The 16,116-nt window shown below is 46.1% G+C and carries 17 protein-coding genes and 1 pseudogene; 16 read left to right on the top strand and 2 right to left on the bottom strand.

What is annotated here, in order from left to right:
* Window positions 1-12: 12 nt before the first annotated feature.
* The 9 genes and pseudogenes from SSCH_RS00260 to SSCH_RS00220 all read left to right on the top strand — a co-directional run bounded on the left by SSCH_RS00260 (window position 13) and on the right by SSCH_RS00220 (window position 9,126).
* Entirely contained in the window at window positions 13-1,128 is a 1,116-nt protein-coding gene (locus SSCH_RS00260; RefSeq protein ID WP_044663718.1) for a D-alanyl-D-alanine carboxypeptidase family protein, read from the top strand.
* 20 nt (window positions 1,129-1,148) lie between these two features.
* Window positions 1,149-2,417 carry a M16 family metallopeptidase gene (locus SSCH_RS00255; RefSeq protein WP_044663717.1) on the top strand — a complete coding sequence of 423 codons (1,269 nt, stop codon included), beginning with the start codon at window positions 1,149-1,151 and terminating at the stop codon, window positions 2,415-2,417.
* 89 nt (window positions 2,418-2,506) lie between these two features.
* Complete coding sequence (locus SSCH_RS00250) at window positions 2,507-2,773, top strand: YlmC/YmxH family sporulation protein (protein ID WP_044663716.1); 267 nt, start codon at window positions 2,507-2,509, stop codon at window positions 2,771-2,773.
* A gap of 178 nt (window positions 2,774-2,951) precedes the next feature.
* A pseudogene (dapB, locus tag SSCH_RS00245) lies at window positions 2,952-3,712 on the top strand (4-hydroxy-tetrahydrodipicolinate reductase).
* 76 nt (window positions 3,713-3,788) lie between these two features.
* Entirely contained in the window at window positions 3,789-4,688 is a 900-nt protein-coding gene (dpsA, locus tag SSCH_RS00240) for a dipicolinate synthase subunit DpsA (RefSeq protein WP_044663715.1), read from the top strand.
* A 25-nt stretch (window positions 4,689-4,713) separates the two neighbouring features.
* The gene (locus tag SSCH_RS00235; RefSeq protein WP_044663714.1) at window positions 4,714-5,307 is read left to right on the top strand and encodes a dipicolinate synthase subunit B; all 594 of its coding nucleotides are present in this window, start codon (window positions 4,714-4,716) and stop codon (window positions 5,305-5,307) included.
* A gap of 77 nt (window positions 5,308-5,384) precedes the next feature.
* Complete coding sequence (locus SSCH_RS00230; protein WP_044663713.1) at window positions 5,385-6,401, top strand: aspartate-semialdehyde dehydrogenase; 1,017 nt, start codon at window positions 5,385-5,387, stop codon at window positions 6,399-6,401.
* Window positions 6,402-6,421: 20 nt separating this feature from the next.
* The gene (gene dapA / locus SSCH_RS00225; protein ID WP_232294110.1) at window positions 6,422-7,318 is read left to right on the top strand and encodes a 4-hydroxy-tetrahydrodipicolinate synthase; all 897 of its coding nucleotides are present in this window, start codon (window positions 6,422-6,424) and stop codon (window positions 7,316-7,318) included.
* 149 nt (window positions 7,319-7,467) lie between these two features.
* Window positions 7,468-9,126 (top strand): ribonuclease J, encoded by a 1,659-nt coding sequence (locus SSCH_RS00220; RefSeq protein WP_044663712.1) that lies wholly within the window; start codon window positions 7,468-7,470, stop codon window positions 9,124-9,126.
* 187 nt (window positions 9,127-9,313) lie between these two features.
* Here the strand turns inward: SSCH_RS00220 and SSCH_RS00215 are convergent, their stop codons facing one another.
* On the bottom strand, window positions 9,314-9,535 hold the full coding sequence (locus SSCH_RS00215; RefSeq protein WP_044663711.1) for a YlzJ-like family protein: 222 nt from the start codon (window positions 9,533-9,535) through the stop codon (window positions 9,314-9,316).
* Window positions 9,532-10,269, bottom strand: a complete 738-nt coding sequence (locus tag SSCH_RS00210) for a ClpP family protease (protein ID WP_044663710.1) — start codon at window positions 10,267-10,269, stop codon at window positions 9,532-9,534. The genes SSCH_RS00215 and SSCH_RS00210 overlap by 4 nt, the downstream gene beginning before the upstream one ends.
* Before the next feature lie 125 nt (window positions 10,270-10,394).
* Between SSCH_RS00210 and SSCH_RS18560 the strand changes: the two genes are divergently transcribed.
* The 7 genes from SSCH_RS18560 to SSCH_RS20595 all read left to right on the top strand — a co-directional run bounded on the left by SSCH_RS18560 (window position 10,395) and on the right by SSCH_RS20595 (window position 16,005).
* A complete protein-coding gene (locus tag SSCH_RS18560) occupies window positions 10,395-11,033 on the top strand; it encodes a hypothetical protein (protein WP_044663709.1) in 639 nt (212 codons plus the stop codon).
* 55 nt (window positions 11,034-11,088) lie between these two features.
* Window positions 11,089-11,520, top strand: a complete 432-nt coding sequence (locus SSCH_RS22185) for a DNA translocase FtsK (protein ID WP_232294109.1) — start codon at window positions 11,089-11,091, stop codon at window positions 11,518-11,520.
* Window positions 11,475-12,608 (top strand): DNA translocase FtsK, encoded by a 1,134-nt coding sequence (locus tag SSCH_RS15895; RefSeq protein ID WP_232294108.1) that lies wholly within the window; start codon window positions 11,475-11,477, stop codon window positions 12,606-12,608. The genes SSCH_RS22185 and SSCH_RS15895 overlap by 46 nt, the downstream gene beginning before the upstream one ends.
* 122 nt (window positions 12,609-12,730) lie before the next feature.
* Window positions 12,731-13,690 (top strand): PfkB family carbohydrate kinase, encoded by a 960-nt coding sequence (locus SSCH_RS00195; RefSeq protein ID WP_332306878.1) that lies wholly within the window; start codon window positions 12,731-12,733, stop codon window positions 13,688-13,690.
* 17 nt (window positions 13,691-13,707) lie between these two features.
* On the top strand, window positions 13,708-14,403 hold the full coding sequence (locus tag SSCH_RS00190; RefSeq protein WP_044663707.1) for a helix-turn-helix domain-containing protein: 696 nt from the start codon (window positions 13,708-13,710) through the stop codon (window positions 14,401-14,403).
* A 72-nt stretch (window positions 14,404-14,475) separates the two neighbouring features.
* Window positions 14,476-15,813, top strand: a complete 1,338-nt coding sequence (gene rimO, locus SSCH_RS00185) for a 30S ribosomal protein S12 methylthiotransferase RimO (RefSeq protein ID WP_044663706.1) — start codon at window positions 14,476-14,478, stop codon at window positions 15,811-15,813.
* Window positions 15,814-15,870: 57 nt separating this feature from the next.
* Window positions 15,871-16,005 (top strand): hypothetical protein, encoded by a 135-nt coding sequence (locus SSCH_RS20595; RefSeq protein WP_269746075.1) that lies wholly within the window; start codon window positions 15,871-15,873, stop codon window positions 16,003-16,005.
* Window positions 16,006-16,116 lie beyond the last annotated feature (111 nt).

Below are 16,116 nucleotides of genomic sequence, written 5' to 3'. Positions count from 1 at the left end.
AACCAATATCAGATGAGGGAAAGTCTGCGCTGTCTCGTGCCGGCAATATTGCTGATCTTATTAATCACTCCGTATGTCAGAGCCTGTTCAGCAGGCGAACTCTCGCTCACAGCTGATGCTGCAGTACTGATTGATTATCAGACAGGTGCTGTCCTGTACAGTTGCAATGCCACTGAACCCCTTCCCCCGGCCAGTACAACCAAAATATTGGCAGCTATTTTAAGTCTGGAAATGGGAGAGATGAAGGAACCGGTGGTTATTGATCATTATTCTGCATCAATTGAAGGGACAAGCCTTTATCTTAAAGCAGGACAAATCTTCAGCCTTTATGATATTACAAAAGGTGCTTTGATCAACTCCGGAAATGATGCGGCGGCTGCAATTGCTGTCCATATGGCCGGAAGCGAGGAGCAGTTCGCAGCCTTGATGAATTATAAAGCTAAAACTGTTGGCTGCCGGCAGAACTGTTTTTGTAATCCCCATGGGCTTCCTCAGGATGGACATGCTGTCAGTGCCTGTGACCTCGCTAGAATTACCCGCTATGCCTTGAATAATAAAGACTTCCGGCGAATAGTGGGAACTAAGAGTGACCGGATCAAAGAATTATCCGGAAAGAGTGTTATCGATTTATATAATACCAACAGGCTATTAGGGCATCGGGATGGTGATCTTGAGGTTATCGGTGTGAAAACGGGAACAACCAGTGAGGCCGGACAATGCCTGGTGGCGGCCGCCAAGCATAAAAATCATCTCCTGATCAGTGTGGTGCTTGGAAGTGGTGACCGCTATGCGGATACTCTTCTGCTCTTTGAATATGGGGCCAGTAACTGTCACTATACTGCAGTCAAAGGCAAAACACCCTTATTCCAGGTGCCGGTAAAAAGGGGAACTTGCAAAGCGGTTGCAGTGGGTACTGAAAAAGATGTTACCTTGATGATTTCACCGCGGCAATTGCCACTTTTGGATAAAAGGGTTTACCTAAAACCAAACATTAAAGCCCCTTGCAGGAAAGGAGAAGCTGCTGGGAGAATAGAGATCAGGTTGGAGAACAACCTTATTTGCACTGCGGATCTGGTGACACTTCAAGATGTCCCTGGACGTTCATTCTGGTGGAATAAGGGAATATAAGAAAGATGGGGGGCACATCAATGTATCATAAAGACGTACTGGACAACGGAGTTACTATTGTTAGTGAAGAAGTGCCCAGTGTGCATTCAGTTGCTGTTGGTTTTTGGGTGAAAACAGGTTCTCGTTTCGAAGAACCCGAGGAGGCAGGCCTTTCCCACCTGATCGAACACCTCCTGTTTAAGGGAACAGCCAAGAGGGACGCCAAACAGATCGCCGAAGCCATCGAAGAGGTCGGTGGCCAGCTCAATGCCTTTACAAGCAAGGAATACACATGCTATTATGCGAGGGTTCTGGCAGAGCATCTTCCCCTGGCAGTGGATGTGCTCAGCGATATGCTGTTTAAATCATTGTTTCGCGAGGAGGATCTGGAGCGGGAGAAGAGGGTTGTTGCAGAAGAAATCAATATGTATGAGGACACCCCGGATGATATTATTCATGACTACTTTTCTCAGACCATTTGGGATGGGCATCCCCTGGGGCGTCCGATCATCGGGACGATGGAATCTTTGTCCGGAATCGATAGGGACCGGCTCCTTTCCTTCTATAAGCATCATTACAGTCCATCAAACCTGGTGGTGGCCCTGGCCGGCAAGTTCCAATACAGAGAAGCACTTGATCTGTTTGAGTCAGCTTTAGCATCACTGTCTGCGGGAAAGGTGGAAAACCGAATAGCTCCCCCCACAGCGAGAGCAGCAGTAAAGAGTTACTACCGTGACTTAGAACAGGTACAGATCTGTATGGGGGTACCAGGGGTATCACTGTATGACGAAAATATTTATTGCCTGCAGATTATCAATAACATTTTGGGTGGAGGAGCGAGCTCACGCCTTTTTCAAAGCGTCCGCGAGGAGCGTGCCCTTGTTTATGCGATCTACAGCTACTACCTCTCTTTTCTGGACAGCGGCTTATTCACCATCTATGCCGGAACAAACCCGGCTAACTGCCAGGAGGTTTTAGATTTAAGCTGGAATGAGATCCGCTCTATAACAGAAGCCGGTATTTCGAAAAAGGAACTGAATAGGGCAAAAACTCAGATAAAAGGAAGCCTTCTGCTGGCTCAAGAAAGTGTTCTTCAGCGCATGCACCGTTTAGGGAAATCGGAGCTGGTTTATCACAGGCTGATTACCAGCGAAGAAATTTTAGAGAAGATAGCCGTACTGACTGAAGATGATGTGCAATCTTTTGCCCGGGAAATCTTTAATCCCGACCGCGCAACAATTACCGTCTTAGGACCACTCGCCGGAGACAAGATTCGAATCCCGGAGCCGTTTTTTACGAAACTTGAATAAAAAGCCCTACTAAATGGTGCCAGGCACCCAAGAATAATTCCAGTATTTGATTCATAAATACAAAGCAAAGGGAAAAGGGGGGAGGGAAATTGCGGCTCAGCGATCTGGCAGGTAAGGAGATCATTAATATTTTTGATGGGGTGCGCCTGGGCACTATAGGGGATTCCGATATGATCATTGATCCTGAAAGCGGGGAAGTGGTATCGATTATTCTTCCCGGGCGTTCTAATTTTTTGAACCTCTGGATGGATAGGCAGGAAATAGAGATACCCTGGTCATCGGTTAAAAAGGTAGGCAGTGAAGTGATTATTGTTGACTTAGATGAAACTTATTCACAGTATAAAAGATATCTTTAGAAAGTTTTAGAAAAGAACCCGGTTTATCCCGGGTTTTTTTGTTTTTCGGAAAAAGGAAGCCTTTATTGACAGGAAGCGTCATCTATATGAGAATAAAGGGAAGATCGTTTACAAGAAATGAGGCAGATTCAAAGTGAGTAACGAGATTCGTGTAGTGATTACCGGAGTCGCGGGAAAAATGGGTAAAGAAACAGCAAAAGCAGTTCTTAATGGAGCACCTGGACTGAGGCTTGTGGGGGCAGTGGACCCCAGAGAAGCCGGAGTTGATTTAGGGGAGATCATCGGGGTTCCGGGGTGTGAGGTCAAGGTCAGTGAACACCTGGGGGAGGTTTTTGCATCTACTAAGGCTGATGTCCTGGTTGACTTTACAAACCCTCAGGCTGTTCTCCATAATGCTAAAACAGCTCTGGAAAACGGGACAGCACCGGTAATTGGTACAACAGGATTAGATGTGGTAGGAATTGCTGAATTAGAAAAGCTGGCCGCCAGGTCAGATAAAGCAGTTTTGATTGTACCCAATTTCGCCCTGGGAGCGGTATTGATGATGGATTTTGCCAGGCGTGCAGCCCGTTATTTCAAGAATGTAGAAATAATTGAAATGCATCACGATCAAAAGATCGATGCCCCTTCCGGTACTGCAATCAAAACCGCACAGATGATCCAACAGCAAAGAGAGTCTATGAGGCAGGGTCACCCGGACGAATATGAAAAATTAACCGGAGCAAGGGGCGGAGAATGGGAAGGAATCAGGATTCACAGTGTGCGCTTACCAGGCTGGTTGCTCACCAGGAGGTGATCTTCGGCCTATCAGGGGAAACGCTCACCATCAGGCATGATTCCCTGCACCGGGAGTCCTTTATGCCCGGTGTGATCATGGCTATTCGTCGGATCGGTGATCTCAAGGGAGTAGTAGTCGGTTTGGAGAAGATTCTCGACTGAAGGCAAGGCACCTTCTTCTTTTTCTCCTCATATACTGTTACCGCCAGCAATATGAGGGGAAGGAGGGGAATGAAGAATGGGCTTGGATTTGAGGGGAATAAAAATAGCCGTCATCGGAGGCGACCGGCGGGACATCTATTTGATGCAGGATCTTATTGAGCTGGGTGCAAGTGTGTCAGCAATAGGGTTTTCTCCTTGTCCCGAATTGAGTCAGGTTCGTCTGCTGGATAGATTGGAAACTGCTATACACAAGACCCAGGTTTTGATCCTTCCGATGGGAGGTACAGACCTGGAGGGGAACATTAAAACCCTTGACGAGGATATTACTCTTCGGCTGTCCCCTGAAATTGCCGCCGCCATCCCTGAAGGGGTTCTTGTGATTATCGGTTTTGCACGTGATTTTGTGAAGGAATGGGCACATAAATACAGGTGGAAGATGATCGAAATTGCGGAGATGGATACTGTTGCTGTGTTGAATTCCATTCCTTCCGCTGAGGGTGCCCTGCAGCTAGCTATGGAGAAGCTTCAGATCACTATCCATGGAAGTAATTCCTTTGTCCTAGGGTTTGGAAGGCTGGGGAAAACCCTTGCAAGGATGCTTCAGGGTATCGGGGCCAGAACAACTATTGTTGCCAGGAAACGCTCAGATCTCTCCCGGGCCATTGAAATGGGTTACCGTCCTTTGCACTGCAGCCAACTGCACCAATCGATTTCCGTAGCTGATGTGATCTTCAACACAATACCGGCGATGATACTGGACGAAAAACTGCTATCTCTTCTCAACAAGGATACCCTGATCATCGATATTGCTTCTTCTCCTGGGGGAACTGATTTTTCGGTGGCAAAACGGTTGGGAATTCAGGCTATATTGACTCCGAGCTTACCGGGAATGGTAGCACCGAAAACAAGCGGCAAGATCCTGGCTCAGGTTATTCCCCAACTTATTCTCAGAGAAGTGCCTCATGAGTATTATTAGAGAATAGGTATGGGAGGTGCCTGGGATGCGTCTTAAAGGTATTCGTGTGGGATTTGTGGTAACAGGTTCCCACTGTACACTTGCACAAATTATTTCACAAATAGAGAAACTTATTTCTGAGGGAGCAGAAGTCTTTCCTGTTGTTTCTAATGCTGTGAGCACCACTGATACAAGGTTCGGGAAGTCAACTGAATGGTGCAGCAAACTACAGGAGTTGACAAAAAAGCCTCTGATCAAAACAGTTGTAGAAGCTGAGCCCATCGGCCCCGGTAAACTATTTGATATTTTGATTGCAGCACCTTGTACAGGTAACACCCTGGCAAAACTGGCTAACGGGATTACCGATACCACTGCACTGATGGCGATCAAGGCCCATCTGCGCAATCAGCGGCCTGTTGTGATCGCTATTTCTACAAATGATGGACTTGGTTTAAATGCCAAAAATATTGCTGCCTTACTTAACACAAAAAGTATATACCTGGTACCCTTCGGGCAGGATAATCCGGCAGTAAAACCGAATTCCTTAGTAGCCCAGATGGATAAGATCATAGATACCATTTGCCATGCACTGGAGGGCAAGCAGGTTCAGCCTCTTTTAGTGGAATATAAAGTTAATTAACAAAACCAGGAGGACATTTTGATTCAATGTCTAATTTAATTCTTTAATGACCAGACACAGTAGGGGGTTTATTTTGAATGTCTAAAGGTTTTCATGTCGCGATTGTTGGAGCTACAGGTGCTGTTGGTCAGGAACTGATGATTGTTTTTCAGGAAAGAAATTTCCCCATATCAGAGCTCACACTGCTTGCCAGTGCCAGGTCACATGGAAAGAAGTTAAAATATTGTGGTGATCAACTGACGATTTTTGAAGCCAAACCCGATTCTTTTCAGGGTGTTGATCTTGCTTTTTTTGCTGGGGGGCCTGTCAGCAAAGAGCTTGTTCCTGAAGCTGTTAAAAGGGGTGCTGTAGCCATTGATAACAGCAGTGCATTCAGGTTGCATCCGGATGTACCCCTGGTAGTTCCTGAAGTGAACCCTGATGATGTGGAAAACCATAAGGGTATTATCTCTAATCCAAACTGTTCCACAACTATCTTTGTTGTGCCTTTGAAGCCAATTCATCAGGCTGCCCGTGTGAAAAGAGTTGTTGTTACTACAATGCAGGCGGTATCAGGTGCGGGAAGAGCAGCGGTGGATGAACTGCTGCAGCAGACGAGTCAAGTGCTTGCCGGAGAAGAGGTGGATCAACCCAGGGTCTTCGATCACCAGATTGCCTTTAATCTGATCCCGCATATCGATGTCTTCGGTGAAAACAGCTATTCCAGAGAAGAGATGAAGCTGGTTAATGAAACCCGAAAGATCCTTCATGATCCAAATATTCAGATTACCGCCACAACAGTCCGTGTTCCGGTGCTGCGCAGCCATTCCGAATCTGTAAATATAGAGACCGAAAGGGAGTTGACAGCACAGGAAGCCAAGGAAATCTTAAAGGATGCCCCTGGGGTTGTTGTGCAGGACGATCCGGATAACCTTGAGTACCCGATGCCTTTATTTACCTCGGGCCGTGATGAAGTATTTGTGGGCAGGATCAGAAAAGATATTTCACAGAAGCAGGGGCTTAATCTCTGGTTTGTTTCCGACCAACTGCGCAAGGGTGCGGCGACTAATGCTGTGCAAATTGCCGAACTTCTTTGCAGCAGAAACCTTTTATAAACGGATATTTATAATGAGGAGTGACAAAGGTGAAGGGTTTTGGGCGTATTCTAACAGCAATGGTTACCCCGATGAAGGAAAACGGTGAAGTGAACTATGAAGAGGCGGGGAAACTGGCTTGCCACCTGGTAGAAACGGGGTCAGAGGGGGTTGTGGTTTCGGGGACCACCGGTGAATCTCCTGTGCTTACAGTTGAGGAAAAATGCCAGCTGTTTAAAGTGGTAAGAGAAGCAGTGACGGGCAAGGCAGCTGTAATTGCAGGGACAGGTTCCTATAATACAGCAGATTCCATTGAATTGACCAAACAAGCAGAAAAAATAGGCTGTGATGGAATTATGCTGGTGACACCATATTACAATAAACCGAGCCAGGAGGGTTTATACCGGCATTTTAAAGCTGTTGCTTCGCAAACCGGATTACCGGTGATTCTGTATAATGTTCCAGGTCGTACAGCATTGAATATGCTGCCGGAAACTGTTGCCAGATTAGCAGCAATAGAGAATATCATAGCTGTTAAGGAGGCTAGTGGTAGCCTGGACCAGGTGGCAGAGATCAAAAGGATGACACCTGGTGATTTCCTGGTTTACAGTGGAGACGATTCCATGACACTTCCGATACTGTCTGTAGGCGGATATGGCGTGATCAGTGTTGCTTCTCACCTGGCGGGAAAAATGATTCAGGAGATGGTTACTTCATTTGTAACCGGTAAGGTGAAAACAGCACGCGAACTGCATTTGAAGCTTTTCCCGCTGTATAAGGTTCTGTTTATAACGACAAACCCTGTTCCGGTGAAGGCAGCAGTAGAGTTTATCGGTATCAAGGCAGGTGCACCGCGCTTACCCCTTGTCAGGGCAACTGAGCAGGAGGTCAATGCCATCAAACAGGTTATGGGAGAGTTAGGTCTGCTTCTTCCTTAGTTCTCTTGTCTTTTCCGGTGTTAAGCATTATAATAGGATAATGAAAGGGAACGGCTGTTTTGTCGAATAGTAACCTACCTTTCGAGGCGTCTAGAAGGTAGGTTTTTTATTTATAATAACAAATAATGATAGCAGTCAGGAGGTGAATTATGAAGGGTTGTTTAAAAATTATACCACTGGGCGGCCTCGGTGAAATCGGGAAAAACATTATGGCCTTGCGATACAAGGACGATATGATCGTTATTGACAGTGGCCTTATGTTTCCTGATGATGAAATGCTGGGCATTGACCTGGTAATCCCTGATGTAACCTATCTTGTGGAAAACAGGAAGCACATCAGGGGTATTGTTCTCACACATGGTCACGAAGATCACATTGGCGCACTCCCATATATACTGCGGGAGATCAATGTGCCCATTTATGGCACCAAACTGACACTGGGTCTTTTAGACGCTAAACTGAAGGAGAGCAGTTATGTTAATAATGTGAAGAAACACTGCATCTGTGCCGGGGATACGATTAAACTGGGTGCATTTAATATCGAGTTTATTCATGTCAGCCATAGTATTGCCGATGTGGTGGCTTTAGGAATTAGAACCCCTGTGGGAACCATCGTCCATACAGGTGACTTTAAGTTCGATCAGACACCTGTGAATAACAAACCACCAGATTATCATAAGTTTGCTGAACTCGGCAAAGAGGGTGTCCTGGTGTTAATGTCAGACAGCACCAATGCAGAAAGACCGGGGTATACATTATCTGAGCGGGTTGTTGCAGATACTTTTGATGAAACCTTCCGCAATGCCAGGGAGCGAATCATTATTGCCAGTTTTGCATCCAATATTCATCGCATTCAACTGGCAATAACAACAGCTGCCAGATACAAAAGAAAGGTAGCGGTTGCCGGGCGCAGCATGGTTAATGTGGTGAATATCGCCAGAGAACTGGGCTATCTGGAAGTTCCCGCAGGAACTCTGATAGAACTCGATGATGTTACTAATTATCCCAAAAACAGAGTTGTTGTCCTGACTACAGGGAGCCAGGGTGAGCCGATGTCTGCCCTGACCAGGATGGCTATGTGTGACCATAAGAGAATTGAGATCATACCGGGTGATACAGTGGTTATTTCTGCAAGCCCTATTCCTGGTAATGAAAAAATGGTGCACAGAACCATCGATAACCTTTTCCGACAGGGGGCAGAGGTGATCTATGAATCAGTTTCCGGTGTCCATGTCTCAGGCCACGCCAGCCAGGAAGAACTTAAACTGATGTTAAATCTCGTAAAGCCTAAGTTCTTTATTCCGGTTCACGGAGAATACAGGCACCTGATCAAACATGCCCAACTGGCTCAGGATGTAGGGGTTTCTCCGGAGAACATCTTTGTTGTAGAAAATGGACAGGTATTAGAGTTTACTCGTGATCGGGGTTCAGTAGCAGGGAGAGTAACCTCAGGAAGAGTTCTGGTGGATGGCCTGGGTGTAGGAGATGTAGGAAATATTGTTCTCCGTGACCGAAGGCAGCTTTCTCAAGATGGCCTTGTCATTATTGTTGTGACCATGAATCAGGAGAATGGTGAAGTGGTAGCTGGACCGGATATTATTTCCCGTGGGTTTGTTTATGTAAGGGAATCTGAGGAGTTGATCGAAGAAGCCAAAGAAAAAGTGCGATCAATTCTCAAAACATGCGAAGTCCAGCAGATCACAGAATGGGCAGCAATAAAATCATGTGTCAGGGAAACAGCAGGCAAGTTTTTCTATGAGCGGACAAGAAGAAGACCGATGATCCTGCCGATCATCATGGATGTCTGAAATACGGAAGTCTGATGCCAGAAGTCGGAGGTCAGAAGCCAGACAACAGAGGTGAGGCTGGAATTGGATGTTCAAGGCCGGAAGTTAGGTTTTTTAGTGGTACTCACTGACTCCGGCCTTGTTTTTTTCTGTTAGAACCGCCATGGCAGCCGTAGGGTTATTGATAAAGTTGTCTTTGATGTCAGTTCTAGGAGCGGAAGTGAGAAAGGGAGATCTGTTGTCCCGGTTGGAACTCCGGCCTTAGATAGACACTGGGATCAGTGCTCCTGATCTGGACGATTTTACCCATTCCGGCAACAGTGGGCTCAACCACCAGGGTTACCCCGTCAAGCTCAACATCCTGGTAGGGGGATGTGTTGTCATCAACCGACATCACCAGTTCCAGCGGCAGCGGGGTGTATAAAATCAATGGAGAACTCCCTCCTTTTCTTTTTGTTCTTTAATCAAATCCTGTAACTTCTTGAGGGCTTCTCCGATTCCCCCTGCAGCATCAATGAGACCCACATCTACCGCATCTTTGCCTACCAGAACTGTACCGATGTCACGGGCGAGTTCACCTGTTTGAAACATCAGCTCTCTGAATTTCTGCTGGGAAATGCGGGAGTGTTCTTCCACAAAGCGAATCACTCTGTCCTGCATTTTATCCAGGTACTCGTAAGTCTGTGGAACACCGATCACAAGACCGGACAGCCTGATGGGGTGGATGGTCATAGTGGCTGTTTCAGCTATAAAGGAAAAACGAGAGCTTACAGCAACCGGGACTCCGATAGAGTGACCGCCTCCCAGGACCAGGGAAACGGTTGGCTTGGACATGCCGACAATTATCTCTGCAATGGCAAGTCCTGCCTCGACATCTCCTCCCACAGTGTTTAAAATGATAAGGAGTCCTTCAATATCAGGGTTTTGTTCAATGGCAACTAACTGCGGGATGATGTGTTCATATTTTGTTGTTTTGTTTTGGGGTGGCAGAATCAAATGTCCCTCAATTTGTCCTATAATGGTAAGACAGTGGATATTTGTTTTAGCAGTTGGCACATCCGTCTGGCCGAATTCTTTAATGGAATCGATTTTTTTTACCCCTTGTGTTGTTTTTCTTTGTTTCGGTGGAACGGGTGACGGGGTTGGTTGTTGCTTATCCTGCATGAAACCATCCCTTCAAAAATATGTTTGCTATTATTATTAGCGATTGCTGCTGAATAATGCGGTTTTCCTTACGATCAGGGAGTGTTATAATTTGGGAGGAAGAGGAGAGGGGAAGGGATCAGAAAATGTCTGCAAAAGTTAAGAAACGCCGTGCCGGACAGGATAATCTAAAATATGAAATTATCGGGGTACTGCTTTTTACTGCAGCTATTTTTATCACTGTAAGTCTTTTTACATCCACCGGGATCATAGGCAATTCTTTGATCTACCTATTGACAATCCTTACCGGTAAAACGGGTTGTTTTCTTGTTGCCGGCATGTTAGTCTATTTTTCCTGCAGCTGTTGTTGGCTTCGCCGGCCTTTTTGGGGAAACTCCCGCAATAAAGGAGTTATCTTGTTATTCTTTATTGCTTTGGTTATCTTGCACCTGCGTTTTTTACCGGCGGGAGGAATACCGCGAGATATTGCCATAGCATTGCTGTGGGATAACGGACTGATCGGTGCTGGGGGTGGAGTTCTTGGTGCTGTTTTAAGTATATCCTCACTTTACCTCCTGGCACGTACAGGTACTCTTATTCTTACTGCTGCTTTATCCATCATCAGCCTGACCCTGTTAACCGGTATCCCGTTAAGTAAATTTATGAAGCGCACAGGTAACTTTTTTATCAATGCGGGGCGTTCCATGAAAGCAGGGCTTGAACGCTTTCTCTTTGTAGAGGAAGATACTTTTGCGGAAACAGTGAAAAATAGAAACAAAACGTGAAGAGAAGAAAGAGGATACTCCGGTAATTATTGATTACAACGCTCACCCATCAGCGATGGAAGAGGAGCCGGAGGAGGAAAGCCTGGAGGAAGAAGAAGGGGAAAAAACGTCATTTTCTCAAGTGGAGGAACAACCAGGGATATCCCACAGTAATTACAATCTGCCGCCACTGGAGCTATTAAGAAAACCACTCAAGGTTAAAAGCAGTCGCCTGAATAAAGAACTGATCGAAAATGTGCGCATTCTTGAAGAAACCCTGGAGAGTTTCGGTATTAAGATCTGTGTCAGTGAGGTCCATAAGGGGCCTGCGATCACACGCTATGAGATCCAGCCCGCACCTGGTGTTAAAGTGAGCAGGATTATGAGACTGGCTGATGATATTGCCCTCAGCCTGGCTGCTATTGCTGTGCGTATCGAGCACCGATCCCGGGAAAAGCTGCCATGGGCATTGAGGTTCCCAATAAAGAGATCGCTACCGTCTGTTTGAGAGAAATCCTGGAAACAAATGAATTCCAGGATGCGGCATCTCCCCTGACCATCGCTTTAGGAAAAGATATTGCTGGAAACCCCATCATAACTGATCTGTCAAAAATGCCGCATCTGTTGATCGCTGGAGCAACCGGTTCGGGAAAAAGCGTCTGCCTGAACACAATTATCTGCAGCATTCTTTACAAAACTGCTCCAAGTGAAGTTAAGCTGCTAATGATTGACCCTAAAATGGTAGAAATGATTACCTATAATGGGATTCCGCATCTGGTGGCACCTGTTGTTACAGAACCGAAAAAGGCTTCTTCCGCCCTGAGGTGGGCGGTCAAAGAGATGGAGAATCGCTATGAACTCTTTGCTTCACTGGGTGTGAGGGACATCATAAGGTACAACCAGCAGATCAGGGAACAAAAACAGTCACATCAAAAGCCGCTGCCGTATATTGTTGTTATCATCGATGAGTTATCTGATCTGATGATTATCTCTCCTGTTGATGTTGAGGATGCTATCTGCAGGCTTGCCCAGATGGCCCGTGCTGCAGGGATTCACCTGGTGATTGCCACACAGCGCCCCTCTGTTGATGTGATCACAGGAGTGATCAAAGCAAACATTCCTTCACGCATTGCTTTTGCTGTATCCTCACAGACAGATTCTCGAACGATCCTTGATCTGGGTGGTGCTGAAAAACTCCTGGGGAGGGGGGATATGCTCTTTATCCCGGTAGGGGCCATTAAACCTCTGCGTATCCAGGGAGCCCTTGTCACAGAAAAGGAGGTTGAGGAAACAGTTGATTACCTTGTTAAACAGGGGGACCCAACATACCTTGCCGAGTTTCCGGTTCAACAAGAAGATACATCAGAAGAGATCGATTATGGGGATGTCCTTTTTTTCGATGCCGCAAAGCTGGTGATCGAGACAGGGCATGCCTCTGCTTCTTTACTGCAAAGGCGTCTGCGCGTTGGGTATACTCGAGCAGCCAGATTAATTGATATCCTGGAGGCGAAGGGTATCGTGGGACCCTTTGAGGGTTCTAAACCCAGGGATGTTTTAATGACATCTGATCAGTTTTACAGGTATTTTGGAAGATAAGAAGGATTGCAATCGAAGGAGGAGTTCGGTTATTATATTATTAGCAAACCTTAATATATTTAAAGCTTATGTTTAGATAAAGGTGATCCCCATGGCCCACCTGACAAAAAGGAGAAAAAGAAATCCTGACCCAGTTAAAGAAAGACCCTACCATCTCTCAAGAGGAACTGGCTGATCGGATGAAGATAACCCGTTCTGCCGCAGCTGTACACATCTCTAATCTGATGCGCAAAGGGGCTATCCTGGGCCGCGGCTATATCCTTGATGAAAGGACAGGAATACTGGTGGTCGGAAGGACCTGGTTGGAGATAGCTGCACAGGTTGATAACCCCAAAATCGATATCTCATATGGTGGTATGGGGTATATGATGTCCTTGGAATTGATCAAGCAGCAGCTGACACCTACACTGTTTACTGTGCTGGGGCAGGATGATATCGGTGATCAAATCTACCAGCGGCTTTTACAGAGTGGAGTCAATGTACAGCATCTTGTGCGTTCAAACAGTTATCCAACCCCAAAGAAACTGCTTGTCAGGAACGGGGATACTGACCTCTGCCAGATAACAGAGGTCAAAAATGGTTATCAACTGACCAAAGAGGCACAAAAAACCAGGTGTAATCTATTGAGATCAGCAAAAGTTCTGCTTCTCGACGGTTCTTTGGCTGAACCGGAAATCGATGGTTTGTGTGCTCAAATTAAAGAGTATGAGGTGCTTACCACGATCACCGGATCTTCCCTTAAATGGTGTCAACAAAAAGAGTTACTCCGGTGCTCCCATCTCTTTCTGGTTTGCCATGATCATGAACTGATGAATTTTTCAGGGGGTTTTCAGGCGGGTGTACCCGAAAGCTGTTTTTCTATCTGCGGTGAAATTGTCAGCAATGGTTTGGCTGCACTCATAGTTATTTTTGGTCAACAGGGACTTGTACTGGCAACAAAGAAAGAAATTGCATTTCTTCCTGCATCCCCCCTCAAGGGGACAGGAACAGAAATCAGCATTACCGCTGGAGTTGTCGGCGGACTGGCAGCAGGTCACGGATTCCGTCTTGCGGCACGCCGTGCTCTTGGAAAAAGCGAATAGTGTTGAGGGGGGTAATTATGAAGATCGGAGAAATTCTGAGAACAGAGCGGGAGAGCAGGGGACTTTCACTTATTGATGTTGAAGAAGAAACGAAAATCAGGGCAAAATACCTGCAAGCTCTGGAAGAAGAGAATTATGACGAAATACCTGGGGAAGCTTACTGTATGGGTTTTCTGCGTAATTATGCCCGCTTTTTGGAAATTGATCCTGATCCCCTTATTTATCAGTATCGGTGTCAGGCTAAAAAAGTTGATCAATCCCCACCGCCCATAGTTTCTGAGCAACCCCCTGTCCGCTCATCCACCGGAAGAATATGGGCTTTTTTAGGTTTAGCTGTTTTTGTTATTCTTGTTTTCTCTATTTCTTTTGTTTATTTCAATAACAAAGAGCGTACTGTGCCTCCACCGAAGCCCCCTGTCTCCCAGGAACAGGACAATAACAAGCAACAGACTACACCGGCACCCGTAGAAGAAAACATAACCATGCAGTTGGTCGGCAATCAGAAATGCTGGACACGGGTGACTGTTGACGGAAATCTGGAGTTCGAGGGAATCCTTAATTCCGGAGAAACAAAAGATTTCGAAGCAAAGGATTCGATCCATTTGAGACTGGGAAATGCCGGAGGGGTTGATGTGATCTACAATGGAGAGAAACAACCCCCTTTAGGAGCATCCGGTCAGGTGGCTGAGAAAGAGTATACCAAATCTGGCTAAACATTGAGGTTCATCTTTAGATACCCTTCATGGTTGTCAGAGATCTATTTACGAAAGGCAGTCTAATCTAATATGAAACTTATCAGCATGATCAGTTTGGGGTGTCCTAAAAATCTCGTTGACAGTGAAACGATTCTCGGTATTCTTGCAAGCGGGGGTTATGTAGTGACACCTTCGCCAGAAGATGCCGAGATTATTTTGATCAATACCTGTGGTTTTATTGAACCTGCGGTCAGGGAAGCTGTTGATACAATACTTCACTGCTTGCAGTTTAAAGCAAAAGGGTACTGCAGCTGTGTGATTGTTCTCGGCTGTCTTGTGTCGAGGTATGGAGAAAAGCAGTTATCTCAGCTGCTCCCTGAGGTTGACGGTTGGCTTGGGGTGGATGCGGCACCTTTTGTGCTGCAATATCTGGAAAGGATTCAGGCTGGAGAAAAGCCCCTTTTTGCGGAGCATGGAAAACCCGGGCAGTACCCCAGAATGCTGTCTACCCCTTCTTATACAGCCTATCTCAAGATTGCTGAGGGTTGTTCTCATGCCTGTTCCTTCTGCCTGATACCGCGCATCCGGGGTCGCCTGCAGAGCAGGACACCGGACGAAATTTACCGTGAAGCAGAGCAGTTGGCTGCAGGTGGGGTGAAGGAACTTATATTGGTAGCCCAGGATACTGGAGCATATGGAGGTGACCTGCCGGGTAAACCCACACTGGCAGGGATATTAAAAGAACTCGTCAAGATCGATGGCCTCCGATGGGTGAGGTTTTTATATCTGAATCCCCATTCCCTGACTGCTGAACTGATTACAACCATGCAAGAGGAGCCAAAGCTGTGTCACTATCTTGATCTCCCTGTTCAGCACGTTAACAAAGATATCCTGAAAAAGATGGGGAGAAGGGGAGATATCAATTTTTACCTGAAACTGATCAATGATTTAAAAACAGCCTTACCTGATCTCGCTTTGCGCACAACCCTCATGGTAGGCTATCCAGGGGAGGATAGAAAGTCCTTCCAGGAACTCCATGACTTTGTATCTCTTGCAGAGTTCGACCGTTTAGGAGTTTTTCCGTATTATCATGAACAAGGGGCAAGATCATTTAGGTATCCTGAGACAGTTTCCTATATTGAAAAGCGCAAGAGGGCAAGAGAAATTATGCGGTTGCAGCGGAAAATATCCCGTCGCAAGAATCAAGAGTTGGTAGGCAGGAATTTGGAAGTTTTGATCGAAAACAGTCTGGGTAAGGATGTTTGGTGGGGGCGCAGCTACCGGGATAGTCCTGACATTGATCCTCGGGTGATCGTCAAAGGACGAGATTTAAACCCCGGTACTTTTGCACAGGTACAGGTGACACGAGCTGCAACATACGATTTAATCGGCATACATACCGGAAACAGAAGTTCCAGGGATTACTAAGGGAGAAGGGACAACTGTATGTTATAATCTTGGATAATAGGGAGAGGAGGGGCATTTTTGAACCAGATCAGGTTCACAACAGTAGCTATTGCACTTGTAGTAACTCTTTTCATCCTGCTGGGCGGCTACTTTCTTTATGATAAGTACTACATCAAAAATGGGCTAGAAGGAAAAAATCAACCAGATAGTTGAAAACTGAAAGAAATAAAGAATCGCCAAAACAGGAAAATCCTCCAACAGTTTATAATTCGCTCCTCAGAAATAAAAGATCTCCAGACTGCTCATCGAAAAACTGCTGAAATT

Source organism: Syntrophaceticus schinkii, from assembly GCF_000946815.1.
Taxonomy (GTDB): Bacteria; Bacillota; DSM-12270; order Thermacetogeniales; family Thermacetogeniaceae; genus Syntrophaceticus; species Syntrophaceticus schinkii.
The sequence above is the reverse complement of the archived record's forward strand: the minus strand, read 5'-3'. Positions and strand labels throughout refer to the sequence as shown.

What these genes read in the sequence shown, in the direction of transcription:
- SSCH_RS00260 (WP_044663718.1), top strand. Translation starts at nt 13, where the DNA reads ATGAGGGAAAGTCTGCGCTGTCTCGTGCCGGCAATATTGCTGATCTTA.
- SSCH_RS00255 (WP_044663717.1), top strand. Translation starts at nt 1,149, where the DNA reads ATGTATCATAAAGACGTACTGGACAACGGAGTTACTATTGTTAGTGAA.
- dpsA (WP_044663715.1), top strand. Translation starts at nt 3,789, where the DNA reads ATGGGCTTGGATTTGAGGGGAATAAAAATAGCCGTCATCGGAGGCGAC.
- SSCH_RS00235 (WP_044663714.1), top strand. Translation starts at nt 4,714, where the DNA reads ATGCGTCTTAAAGGTATTCGTGTGGGATTTGTGGTAACAGGTTCCCAC.
- SSCH_RS00230 (WP_044663713.1), top strand. Translation starts at nt 5,385, where the DNA reads ATGTCTAAAGGTTTTCATGTCGCGATTGTTGGAGCTACAGGTGCTGTT.
- SSCH_RS00220 (WP_044663712.1), top strand. Translation starts at nt 7,468, where the DNA reads ATGAAGGGTTGTTTAAAAATTATACCACTGGGCGGCCTCGGTGAAATC.
- SSCH_RS00210 (WP_044663710.1), bottom strand. Translation starts at nt 10,269, where the DNA reads ATGCAGGATAAGCAACAACCAACCCCGTCACCCGTTCCACCGAAACAA.
- SSCH_RS18560 (WP_044663709.1), top strand. Translation starts at nt 10,395, where the DNA reads ATGTCTGCAAAAGTTAAGAAACGCCGTGCCGGACAGGATAATCTAAAA.
- SSCH_RS22185 (WP_232294109.1), top strand. Translation starts at nt 11,089, where the DNA reads ATGGAAGAGGAGCCGGAGGAGGAAAGCCTGGAGGAAGAAGAAGGGGAA.
- SSCH_RS15895 (WP_232294108.1), top strand. Translation starts at nt 11,475, where the DNA reads ATGGGCATTGAGGTTCCCAATAAAGAGATCGCTACCGTCTGTTTGAGA.
- SSCH_RS00190 (WP_044663707.1), top strand. Translation starts at nt 13,708, where the DNA reads ATGAAGATCGGAGAAATTCTGAGAACAGAGCGGGAGAGCAGGGGACTT.
- rimO (WP_044663706.1), top strand. Translation starts at nt 14,476, where the DNA reads ATGAAACTTATCAGCATGATCAGTTTGGGGTGTCCTAAAAATCTCGTT.